Raw genomic sequence first — 12890 nt, forward strand, 5'->3', positions numbered from 1 at the left:
GGTGCATTCGGCGGAAAGCGACATACTTCGACTGCAGCAGATATTGCGTGAAGGTTATGCTTCGGGCTTCACGATCTTCAAGGAACTGCTCCAGAATGCCGAAGACGCCGGTGCCCGGCGAATGGTTGTGGCCGGTCATGGTGGGTTTCCTAAGGCGTCAAATCCACTGCTACGAACACCTGGCCTGATTGTCGCAAACGATGGCCCGGTCCTTGCGCGGCATATGGACGCCGTCACCCGCGCCAGCGGCGGTAGCAAAGCAGACGAACGCTCGGCCGTGGGGCGATTCGGTCTGGGCCAGAAATCGGTTTATCACTTGTGCGACGCGTTCATTGCGATGGGTCGGGTGGAGGATCGCGGCGGCCAACCGCAGACTCTTATAATGAACCCGTGGGAACAGGTCGCCGAAGCGGATGCGGCGCATCGCGAATGGCCCAAACTCTCGGCTACCGAAGGGCAGATGCTGCTCGATAATGTAACGACGCTTGGCATCAACCGGGGCATGGCACTGTTCCTGCCGCTGCGCACTCCCAGCCTGCGTCCTGGGGTGGCCTTGTGCCTGTCGGATACGAACTGGCAGCCCGACAGCGCCATCGCAGATATCCTCGCCGGTGAGGAACTGGCCGCGACCTTGTGCTGCCTGCGCAACCTGGAAAGCATAGAGATCATTCCGATCGCGGGCGAGCGACGCAGGATTTCGATGCACAGTGGCGCACGGCGCCTATCGGGCCCAGGCGTGGAAGGCGGCGCACCTATTATCGGTGGTCAAGTCGACGGAGCGGGCTTCGATTTGAGCTTCTGCGGACGCCAGCACTGGGAACCTGATGGGCAAGCCGCGCAGCTGCTGAAGGCAGATGGGTGGGACAAGGTGTTCGATATCCAAGGCAAACTCATTCCGCCCAAGGCCAACCCGCACGGGGCCGCGATCGTGTGCCGTTCGGCCGCGCGGGAGGGGACGGGCCAGTTGCGGTTGCGTAACGCGGTGTACTTGCCGCTGGGTACACCTCTGTTCACCGAGCCACTCGAACGCGGCGCCCACAATATCGATGTGCTGGTGCACGGCTATTTCTTTGTGTCCAGCGATCGGCGCAAGCTCCGCGACGACGATCATATCGAGACCCGCTGGAACCAAGCCCTGCGCCGCGAAGCCGCGCTACCGCTGCTGCTCGATGCAATGGCGGATGCCTTGCCCGGATTGCCCGGCGACGCTGAGCGCCATGCGCTGATACGAGCCCTACAGCGCACTCCTTGGTGGCATGATCACCGCGCTGAGGCTTGCCAAGGCAAGGCGCTTGCTCGGTGCTGGCCGGGTGACAGGGCGGAAAGCTGGCAGGTTCGTTCTGGTGCCTCGCTGCGTCCGGTAGTGAGGGGCGATGCAACGTCGTTGGCCCGCCTCAAAGCCGCTTTTCCCGGCCTTGAAGACTGGTGCCGCGAGAATGGGATCGTTCTGGCTTTCGGCACAGTGCTGGCTGATGCCGATCCGCGCTGGCCGGATGAGGAACTCGCTAACTTGGTGCGCCTTGCCGGCCCAGCTGCTTTCCAGAGAGGGCAAGTGGTCGAAACGCTGGCGGCGGTGCTCGATGCGGCGCAGCCCGGCGAAGCCGCACAGGCGGCGCTGGCCGAAACCTGCCGCAGCGCCATCTCGATGGTCGAGCAAAGTTTCGCAAGCGCCGAGAAGCTTAAGTCGCTGGTTCGGCACTTGCCGCAGGATCGCATCCTTATCCTTCCCCCTAGCGTAGAAAACCGGGAGCTGCTTCGGGCGCTGGCTGCAGCGGGAAGGAGCATTCCGGTCAAGGCGGCTTGGGCGGATCAGGGCGGGGCAATGTCTCGGAAGTTGGGGCTGAACGAGACGATTGAAATGTTGGCCGCGACAGAACCGTTCCTCGCGATTCGAGGTGCGGCGGCCCAAGAAGCATCGGCTCTAATTTCGCATCTCCTGCGCAATGGTCCTCCACTAGATGCACTGGCCGGGGACGCTCGAGCTAGCGAATTGCAGGTCATCCCCGCGCGACTGATGCAGGACGATGCAGATGTGCGCCTGTCTTTGGGTGCTATCTCTGCCCTTAAGCGGCTGGGCCTGCTGTTCGATGCCGCGCCAAATCGGGAACTGGTTGTGCTCGCCGGGGCAGTAGCGTCACCCGCGATATACCGCGTTGGCTTGAAGGATGGCGGTCTTGGGAATCTGGCTTCGGCGAAGAAGGCGGAATCCCTCTTGGCCGTCTTAAGGCAGGCCAATCGTTTTGGAGATCCTGGCAGGTGTGGCGAGCTCGCGGAGCTGCTCGGTCCAGATGCGCCTCGTGACGAATTGCGCCGGCTCGTTGCGCGCGACCCAGCTTTGCCTTCGCATGTCAGCCTAATCGAGCTCGATGAGCTCGGCGGGATACTCGACGAACTTGTGCAGGCGCTGTTGCAAGACAGGGAGGATCGCCTCGTTGCCGCCGCTACGACGGCGGAATTGAAAAAGGCCTTGCGCGACCGCATCGGCCTACGTCGGATCGATCTCTCCGAACTAGGAACCTGGCTTCAGGATGCGCAGAGCGGCGGCACCATGCCGCCGATGGACGATGCCAAGGCCATGGCATTGCTCAAATCGGGTATCGACGACGATATTCTGAAAGCGCTGCCCTTGCACCGATCCGATGGGCACGAAGGTCTGCTTTCAGCCACAGACCTGTTCCGCGGTCGCACGTCGGATATCGCGCCCGCGCTCTTGCCCTTTACGCGTCTGGTCGAGCTATGGGGAGATCCGCCAGCAGCCGCGGTTCAGAATAGGCTGATCGCGCGTTGGGGACCTGAAGCGGCAATTCGCACAGCACTGTTCGCGCCGAACCCTGAATGCTTCACCTCGGAAATTGCTGCGGCACTGGGCGAAATTGAGAACCTGCCCGATGACCTGATTGAGGCGCTTCGTCACACGGCGTGGATCCGTGCGGGCGGCAGTGGATGGAGACCAACCAATGTCCTCGACCTGCCTCTGGATGCAGAACATGCACTCAAGAATCTGATCCTTGACCGCGGTGGGCTCTTATTTGCCAGCGCGCTTCCTAGCTGCCTGCGCGACGAGAATGTGCAGAGGCACCTCGGGCGCCTTCAACCCGATCGATCCGAGTCATTTCTCTTGGCGTCCCAGCTTGCGGCTGACCACGGTGCAACCGGTTTGTGCCTCGATGTCGTGGAGCATCTTGATGAGTTGGCGAAGTTGACGAGGTCGAATGCAGAGCTCGATGCGGAAGCGTGGCCGCTGATCGCTGCAGCCTTGCGCGACGGCATGGCGGATGCGGTCGTTGCAGGAATGGCCGACGTTCTAAATGCGCCCCCTCGGGCGGGCATCGTTACTCAATTGAATGCGCTGGCCAACCTGAGCGGGCTCGGCACAAATGCTGAAGCGGCGCGGCGGCTTTACCGTGCAGCATTTGGCCGAAATCTGACTGCTTTGACGAATGGGTCCAGCTATCTTCCTGCGGATTTGCACGTTCCGACCGAAGCAGGTGGTTTCGGCAGGGCAGACAGCGTTGCGCTAAGTGCAGCGGGGATCGAGTCTTCTGCGCTGCTGGCGCGCGAATATGCGGACAAGCTCGATCAGCCCGAAGTTCAGGCGACGCCCCTCAACTCAATCCGAAAGCCCGCAGCGGCTGACTGGCTCAGCACCATCGAACGCGCCCTCTCGCCGCTCAGCCAGTATGATGTGCATGACGGTATCCTGCTGGCTCTGGCCATGCTCGGCAGGGATGAACAGATTCAGGCTCTCGCCACCAAGTGGGAAGGTCAGCGTTCCTTCCACCGAATCTGCGACGATTTCGACATGCTCGCTGACGAGCAACGCGGCATGGCCAATGCCAATCGAGAGCGGCTGGCTGAATTGCGTTTCGCAGTTGAGTTCCCGGAGCAGGGCCTGGTCAATGTGCGGTCCGCGGCTGGCACGGATTGTACGGTTCCTCTCTCTGGGAAAGGCGACGCCCTGCTGCTGGATTGTATCCAGCGAGGAATCGAGCGCGACCATGCCGGCTATCGACACGTGTATGACCTCGTGCTCGGCCCGATTTCACCATGCGACGAGGCCGAGGCCCGGCAGTTATTGGATCAGTTTGTCAGAAAGCTGGCCATTGCTCTGATGCTGGGTTTCGAGCGGCATAAGGCAGCACTGTCCGAACTTCTAGCGAGCTATTTTGCCAACGATCAGCGGACACTCGCAGACACCTGCGCGGAATTGCAGGAGGTACTCCACGATCGCCTAGAAGGCATTAAGACCGGACCTGTGATGCGCGCAGCATTGAATGAGTATCATCGCGATGCGCCTCGTGACCGGGACAAGGCTCGCAACGCACTTTGGGCAGCCGCGCAGTCGGACAAAGGAGCGAGGGAACTCCTTGAAGCCACCCGCCAGAAGATCGACGAGATGGGCTACGCCCCACATCGAGTCTTGTTCGAGCTATACCAGAATGCCGTCGATGCCCAGGCACAGTGGCACGGTAACGGACGCTTCCGCGTCGAAGCCATCTACGATGGCGATGAGGTGATTACCTGCTTGCGGGTGATCCATTGGGGGCGACCCGTCAATCAGCCGGGGAGTGACCCGCTCAAGGCAGAAGAAGAAGGGCATCGCCGCGACCTTTCGAATATGCTCGCCATCAATCACTCTGCCAAAGATGGGGATGGAGTAACCGGTCGTTTCGGCCTTGGATTCAAGACCGCGCACATGCTCGCCGACGAGGTTCGGCTGGCCAGCGGGGGCATAGCCATTCGCATCTTGGGCGGCATGATCCCTACCGACTGGGATGCGGGAGGCAGGACGGTAACCCCATTCCATGACAGGGGACGCAAAGCGACTCTCATTGAAATCCCGGTCGCACCTGCTCGATCAGAACAGGCGCTCGAGGCATGGCAAGCGTTTCGGGATGCGGCTCCGTTCTTAGCTTCGCTCGGTCAGGATGCATCCATCGAATTGGTGGGCCCTGAAGGCGAGACGGTGTTCCGACACGAGGAGCATCTCCTAGTTGATGGCGTAAGCTGGCTGACAATCGATAGCAGTCGGCACCTATTGCGCTTCGATTTGGGGAACGATTTCCGGCTTTATCTGCCCTTTGGACGAAATGGGCCACATGCCTTGCCGCACGATGTGCCGCAGTTCTGGCACCTAGTTCCGCTCGTTGGCGAACGCCGCCGGGGAGCCTGGCTGTTGGAAGGCCGCTTTCCGGTCGATCCCGGTCGTACCCAATTGTCTGGTACGGCCGACGAGAAGGATAGCCGATTTGCCCGGCTTGGACTCGCCCTCGGTGCGCGGCTCATTTCCTTCTATGACCGTTGCCTTGCCGATTGGGCAAGCTTTGCGCGCGCTACGGGCTTGGACCTGGAAGGGCGCGAGGATTTCTGGCGAAAGCTCGTGCAGCTTTTTGCGCAAGACCTTGCAAGCCAGGGATCCGAGCGATCGCTGCACAAGCCGGGAAATGGACTCGCTCGACTATGGGCGGAACGCCCGTTGGTGCCGTTGGCATTTGGGGGCGCAACCCGTGCGGCTGATGTCAAATGGCGCTTGTCGGGAGCGCTGGCCGATCGCGATGCGCAAAGCGCGATCTCGGGTTTGCTCACCGGCGACGAACTCGAGAATGCAGTTGTCACCGAGGAGACAGGGCAGCTGTTGAGATCAGTCGGGCTACCTTCGGGGCAGAGCTTGGATGTCGCCGCCTTGGCTGAAACGCTTGCTGGAGCCGAGGGCATAGACTGCGTGCTAGCGGAGCGCCTTTCCTGTCTTTGCGGCGAAGCCGTATCGCTCGCCATGACCGGTGAGGAAGAATCAGGATTCCGCAAGTTCCTGCGCGAGCGGCTCTGGCTTGCCGAAGATGGAAGCTGGCAGCCAATCCGACTGCTGGCTTTTCCGCAGGGCGATAGCGATGAACAAGAGAGGGCGGCCTTCGCTCCTGCTTCTGGGCGCCTGGCTGCGAACTACGGAGGCGCAGCCTTTGACCTCGCTGCCTTCGCACGCGAGCAGGCAGGCCACACGCCGAACGTCTGGGAGAAATGGGCCGAGAGTGCAGGTGACAGCACCGCGCGCCAAGAAGGACTCATTCGCTATTTGGTCGGCGCGGATGATCGCACTGTTTCTCAGCTGGCGAGCGCTGCAAAGTGGCTCCCTGGTGTGGACGAACTGGCGAACTCCCCTCTGCTCGCCGGACTTCGGCAGGACGAGAAAAACCGACTACTTGCAAAGCTTGGGTATTCGTTCGGCCCGTCTCCGAGCTCGGTCGAACCGACCACCGCCTGGCAACCTGATGCTGAGCAGGCGCTCTTGGGTATCGCTCAATGGTGGCGTGAAAATCAGCGGGATCTGCGCCATGCGTATGATCGCGCGGTGTATCCCGAGGACTTTTCCTCCGCAGCCTTGGCTGAGGGGGATAAGCCTGCCTGGTTCACCATGCTCTCGCTCGCAACGTTCCAGACGCTGGGGAGGATTAAGCCAGCGCAGTCCCGGCAGTTTGTTGCCAAGGCGATCCAGGATGGCTGGTGGCACGAACTCGCGACAATTGATCCTTGTGACGAGGAATTGAGGCCTTTCGTCGAGCGCCTACGAGCTTGGAGCGATCCGGATGCGGATGAAGGCTACCTGATTTGGCGCAGATGCCTTCCTGATCTGTGCATGATCGCGCGGCATCTCGAGAACTATCAAAGGCTATTTACCAAATTGCCGGCGGTGGTCGCCCAAGAGGGCGATGTAAGCCTGCGCGGGCATTTGCGGCCGGCATTCTCTCACGCTGCCGCTCGCATGGGTATTGAAGCAGCGCCTCTGGCACGATCGCTCGGCATCGGCGCAAACTGGCTCGTACGAGAATTGGCCCGCAAGGGCATCTATTCGCAGGCACAGACCGAACGGATCATGCCTTACGGGTGGAGCACGGCGGAGCGTGTTCGTCGTCTCGCATACACGCTCGGCCTGGGCCAATTCGAGCGCGGCATTGACGAGGGACGCGTCCTGCATGGCGCAGTTGAACGTCTTATAGGCGGCGGCGCTCAATTCGATGGCGATGGTGATCTGCCATTGCACGTAATCACGCTTGCCAAGCACCGCGATGACCTCGCCTCGATCCTCTACGATGCGGATGTCGAGGACTGGCGGCCTGGCAACGATTGGGACGATGCCGACGATGAAGATGCCTGAAGCACTGGCTGCCGATACAAGGGTGAACCACCCACGCCACGGCGTGGGTCAGGTGATCGCAGATGCCGGCGAATTCGTGGTCGCCCGCTTTGGCGCAGCCATCCAGCAGGTTCTGCGCACGGAACTCACGCTCGCTCGATCGCTCGATCAGGCACTGGCGACCGGTACATTCGATGGAAGTGCGGAAACCTTGATGCGCGCCAGCGCCATGGCGATACGGTCGGTTAACGATCAGTGGGGGGTGTTTTCAAGATCGCGCGTGCAGCTGCTCCCACACCAGCTCTGGGTCTGCCACAAGGTCAACCGGACCTTCCCCTTCAGATGGTTGGTGGCCGACGATGTGGGTCTGGGAAAAACCATAGAAGCTGGTCTTGTGCTCATGCCTTTGGTGGCTCGGGCGCAAATCCGTCGCTTGCTGGTGCTGGCCCCCGCGAAACTGGTCCCCCAATGGCAAAAGCGGTTACGCCAGATGTTCGATATCCGCCTGCAGGTCTACGACCGCTCGGTTGATACGCCGGCGGTGGATTTTTGGGATACGGCGAACATGGTGGTCGCGTCCGTCCACACACTTCGCCGGGAAGTTGCAGACAGCCGGTCCGAAGGCAGTCGATTCCTCTCCGCCGACCCGTGGGACGCGGTCGTAGTTGACGAGGCGCATCACCTCCATGCCGATGAACGGACTGGAGAGACCCTTTCTTTCCAGCTCCTGCGCGCGCTCGAGGAACGGCACAAGATCCGCTCGCTCTTGCTGTTCACTGGCACCCCGCACCGCGGCAAGGATTACGGCTTTCTGTCGCTGCTCAGCCTGCTCGATTCGGATCAGTTCGGACCCGAACATGACATCGACGAGCAGTTGACCAAGCTTCCCGAAGTCATGATCCGCAACAACAAGGCGACGGTCACCGACCTCAAAGGGAACCGGCTCTTCACTCCGGTCACAGTGGAGACGCGAGAATACGCCTTCAGCCCAGAGGAAAGCGCCTTCTACGAAACGTTGAGCAGCTTCATCATCGATGGGCGAGCCTATGCGTCAACCCTCGATGGCCGGGCACAGTCAGCGCGCATGCTCTTGCTTATTGCCCTGCAAAAGCTGGCCGCCAGTTCGATTGCCGCCATTCGCAGTGCTCTGACCAAGCGCCGGGCGAAGCTGGCCGATGTTGCCGAACAGGCACGCGCTCCCTCTCCGACCATAACGGAAGGAGACGAGGACGAGACATTGGATGATCGCGCCCGGGCCGATGAAGAAGCATGGAGCAAAATGCTCGCCGAACTTGTGGAAGGCGAGATCGCTCGGCTCGATGAACTGCTCGAGTTGGCCGAACCCATTCAGCAAGAGCGCAAGATCGATCGTCTGGTTGATCTCATCGACGGCGAATTGCCTGCTGACGAGCCCGTACTCCTCTTCACCGAGTACAAGGCCACCCAAGCTCTGGTGGTCGATGCCTTGCACGCGCGTTTTGGTCACGGCTGCTGTGGATTCATCAATGGCGATGAGCGCTTGGACGAGGTCAACCGGGCAGACGGGTCGCGGGGCCCAAAGAGTTGGTCCCGCGACGCGGCAGCAGAAGCCTTCAACCAGGGCACCATCCGCTTTCTTGTTTCAACCGAGGCGGCCGGCGAAGGTATCGACCTTCAAGAGCGCTGTGCGACTCTCATCCATGTCGACATGCCCTGGAATCCGATGCGTCTGCACCAGCGCGTTGGCCGGCTATCTCGCTATGGTCAGACGAGGCCTGTCCAGGTCTTCATCCTGAGGAACCCGGACACGGTCGAGGCGCGAATTTGGGATTTGCTAAACGCCAAGCTGGAGCGGATACAGCGCGCCCTCGACGAGGCCATGGACGAGCGAGAAGACATCAGTCAGCTCGTCATCGGCATGACCGGTCCGAGCGCGTTTGAGAAGATATTTGCGGTCGGGCAGACGCAATCGCGCGAAAACCTTGACCAGTGGTTCGACCGGGAGGCCGCCACCATTGGCGGAGAAGATCTGGTCGACAAGGTCAAAACGATGCTCGGGAACGTGACCCGCTTCGACTTTGCTCAAGTTGGACGAAATCTCCCGCAAGTCGATCTTCCCGATCTCGAGCGCTTTTTCGCGATGATGATGGAATTCCAAGGCCGGCGCGTGTTCCGGAGGGACGACGGGCTGGATGTCCTGACACCTGAGAAATGGGTCGATGAAGATTACGCGATGCAGGATCGGTACAAGGGCCTGCTGTTCGATCGCAGCGCCCGGCTGGGTAATCGGGAAGGCCCGACGCGTCTTATGGGTGTGGGGCACACGCTTTTCGATCGTGCTTTGAAGGAAGGAGAGGGGCTGCAAAGCACGTTGGCAATCTGCCTGCGATTGCCCGCACCCTTACTCATAGCTTCGGTCGAGGACCAGGTCACCGGGCAGGACCTTTCGGTTACCAGGATTGTGCTGGGGGCATGGCGGGACCCGGGAGGCCGGACCCATGTCCTGCGGGATTGGGAGGTTCTGCAGATGCTGAACACGTTGGGACGAGCAGACAATCCCAAGCTCCCTTCCTTGAACGGTGAGCAACTGAAGGAACTGGAGGCGGATCTTCTTTCGGCAATGTCGGCAAGCTTGCCGGCTGTCGCCGACATGATGACCCGGCCCGGCATCCGTAGCGAGATCATGCTCCTACCGGATCAAGACGACGCTTCCTGATCACCATCTCCCGTTTCTGAGGAAAGGCTGCGCGTCTCTCGTGGAGCATGTTTTGCTGGCTTGAGCCCTTGTTTCTGCTATGTTCTGAGGAGAGGCGAGATGAATGCGATCATGACCAAGTTCGACATCGAAGCTGCCGAGCATCGTCCCCCGAGGTGGGAGGGGCTGTCCGAGATCGATCAGGCAATACGTGACAATCGACTGACGGAATATCGGATCAGGAAATCGTGGGCGGACCCGTTGGCGAGGAAGCTTACCATTGTGGGTTCGCTCGTGATCCTCGCGGTGTTCGCGTATCTGATCGCCGCGTCCTTTGGACTGTGGTGATCTAAGTCCAAATCACCATTCTTTGACCTCATCGGCTGCTTCCGCGCTTGCGCCGCGAGCGTCCTTCGTCACGGCATCCAGGCGATCCCTTTGCTTGTCAATGCGCTGCCGGCCGGCCGACTGAACCCGTTCGATCTCATCCCGAATGCCGCCGGCGTTCACTTGTGGCACCGCTGATGGAATATTCCCTCCGACGGAGGCTCGGCTTCGAACTGCCTCGGCCTCATCCACGTTCGGTCGGGACACAGGCTGTCCGGGCGCAAGCACCAGACGACCCTCAATCCCGTCCCGAAGCTGTTCAGCGTAGCTCTCGATGAACTTGGCCTGCAACGCCTGGCCTTCCGGGCTGAGCTGGAACGCCACGTCGTCGAAGCGAACGCTTCCATAGAAATCCCGATTGCGCTCGATCTCAACCAGGCCCCACTCACGATAGGCCTGCGACAGGTTCAGGCTCCCGGCCGCGCTGTTTCCTTCAAAGAACGACGCCTGGGTCTCCAACCGGTTCGCCAGTTCCTCCGCACGCCGCGCCTCGCGGCTGTAGCTTTGCGCTTCGGTCAGGGACGCGTTCATGCCGGTCGCTGTCGCCGAGATCGACGAGCTAGACGAGGTGCTCACCGAGCGGATGAATTCGTCGCGAGTGCTCGACCAGTTTCGGCTGTCCGACATCTGCTGGAGACTGCCCATGATCCGCGAGCGGTCTTCGGAGGCGATGCCGATGTCGCTATCTGTCCACGTACGGCTGCCGCCTCCCCTTGCTCCGACACTACCGGACAGAAGACCCGCATCTCCGCCGGCCTTTATGCCCGCTTCACCACCGAGGAACCAGGCGGTGCTGATGTCGTCCGCCGCGCGACGTGACAGCCCGAACTGGCGCTGCAGGTTGGTGGAGGCCTGGTCCACCTCGCTGAAGGCCGTCTGGATGCCGTCCGAGTTCGATTGGCCGGTGGCGGTCTCGAAGCTGCTGCCGCGGCTGAACTGGTCGCGGAGCTCGCGGAACCTAGTGACGGCGCTGGTCGTCGATTCCGTGGCGATGTTGGCATAGGTCTCGCTGTTGGAGCGGGCCTGTGACGCCATCGTTGATAGCCGCGATGTGAATTCCTGCCCGAGCGTGGGCGTGAAAGGATAGCTCGAGTTCGGAAGCTGGTCGTAGCTGGCCTCGCCGAAGCTCGTGGTCATCGAACCGGTGTCGCTGAAGGTGCGGGTCTGCCCTGCCCCGTAGGTGAAGCTCGGCGCGATCGTCCCTTGCGCGAATTGGCGGGTCAGAACGCTCGAATTCTCGAAGCTGGTATTGCCGAGCGCGACGTTGCCGGTGCTCGCCTCGCGCGCGGCTTCCTCGGCCGCGTTCTGGCTGGGGTTGAGGTAACTCGTCGCGTGGTGCGAGATCGCCATCGCCCCCTTGGCGACGCCGCCGGCGAGAAACGGGACGGAGGCGATGAGGTAGCCCGCGAGGGTGCCGATGTCGCTGTTCACGTCGGCCATGCCGGTGAAGCTGGCGAGGCTGAGGCCGCTGGCGCCCGCGACCGCGGTCATGTCGGCCGCGCCCTTCACCATCAGCATCATGTGGAGGATCACGAACAGCGGACCCCATGCAGCGAGATAGAAGAAGCCGGTGACGTAGCCTTTGAGCGCGAGCGGGCCGGTCTTGGGCATCAGGAACAGCGGAAAGAGGACCGGGAACAGCGCGTAGAACAGCACCGTCAAGACGACGTTCAAGAGCGGCACCCACTTCATCGCGTTGCTGGCGATCGAGCTGTAGGTGCGCTCGGTCTGGATATCGGCACGGGTCTGCGCATAGACGTCGACATTGCCGGCCCCGCTGCTGCCGGACATCGAGTGCATCGCCTGGCTCATCGCGTTGATGGTGAGCGTCTGCTTGAAGATGCCTGTCGCATTGGCCGAGACGCCGGCGAGGTATTGATAGGCGACCGGCAGGTCGGCGAACAGCTTGGCCTTGGCGAGCGCGGCGGTCTGGTTCGGGTAGAGCTGCCGCCCGAACAGGGTTCCCATGCCGTCGATCAGGCCCGCCCACTGGGCGTTCAGCGCTGTGTAGGCTTCCCGGCAGGTGACGATGCTCGAGCTGACTTGCCCCGACGAGGGGTCGCGCGTGAGGAAGCGCTGCGCGCGGGCCTGACTCCCTGGCGCGATGGTGGCCCAGATGTCGTTGGTCTCGGCGAGTTGCTTCATCGAATAGCGGCCGAGCAGAACGTCGTAGAACACGCACTGCCGAAAGTGCTCGTCGAGATTGGCGGCGAACTCCGGATCCGAGATGCGCAAGGACCGCGTCGCGTCGTAGAGCCGCGCGCCGTAGATCATCCCGTTCTTCGAATAATTGAGGTCGCCAGGAAGGCCGAACACGACCTCTGCCGAACCGGTCAGGTAGTCGCCGACCTGGCTGGTGAAGCTCGCCATCAGCGCAAGGCCGAGCGGCACGTTGCTGACGTTGGCGGGGGCGAGGCCGGGATTGAGGCGATCGGTCACATGGACGTCGAGCCGCGGCACCATCAGGCACGAGTAAATCAGCGTGGCGCCAAGGAACCAGTTGATCCACGCGCGCCAGTCCTGGTTGAACGCCAGCGTCAGCGCGGAAAGCCCGAGCCCCATCACCAGCACGACCTGGATCAGGCTCTTGTAGCCGCCGTTGCCGGTCCAGGCCGCGACCGCCTGGAAGACGTTGACCAGATAGTCCCCGCCGCCGACCGTGAAAATCTCGACCATATCCCTGGCTCCCGCCTTGTGCCG

At 61.5% G+C, this 12890-nt stretch carries 4 protein-coding genes; 3 read left to right on the plus strand and 1 reads right to left on the minus strand.

Annotated elements, in window-relative coordinates:
* Position 1 precedes the first annotated feature (1 nt).
* The 3 genes from KYX69_RS09580 (at position 2) to KYX69_RS09590 (ending at position 10151) form a co-directional block, all read left to right on the plus strand.
* On the plus strand, positions 2-7150 hold the full coding sequence (locus KYX69_RS09580) for a hypothetical protein (protein ID WP_300496512.1): 7149 nt from the start codon (positions 2-4) through the stop codon (positions 7148-7150).
* Positions 7128-9824, plus strand: a complete 2697-nt coding sequence (locus KYX69_RS09585; RefSeq protein WP_300496514.1) for a DEAD/DEAH box helicase — start codon at positions 7128-7130, stop codon at positions 9822-9824. The genes KYX69_RS09580 and KYX69_RS09585 overlap by 23 nt, the downstream gene beginning before the upstream one ends.
* A gap of 99 nt (positions 9825-9923) precedes the next feature.
* A complete protein-coding gene (locus KYX69_RS09590) occupies positions 9924-10151 on the plus strand; it encodes a hypothetical protein (protein ID WP_300496516.1) in 228 nt (75 codons plus the stop codon).
* Between the two features lie 12 nt (positions 10152-10163).
* On the opposite strand, the gene KYX69_RS09595 is transcribed toward KYX69_RS09590, so the two are convergent.
* Positions 10164-12866, minus strand: coding sequence for a conjugal transfer protein TraG N-terminal domain-containing protein (locus KYX69_RS09595; RefSeq protein ID WP_300496518.1), 2703 nt, complete (start codon positions 12864-12866; stop codon positions 10164-10166).
* Positions 12867-12890 lie beyond the last annotated feature (24 nt).

Origin of the sequence: Sphingomonas sp. (assembly GCF_030145815.1) — a bacterium.
Classification (GTDB): domain Bacteria; phylum Pseudomonadota; class Alphaproteobacteria; order Sphingomonadales; family Sphingomonadaceae; genus Sphingomonas.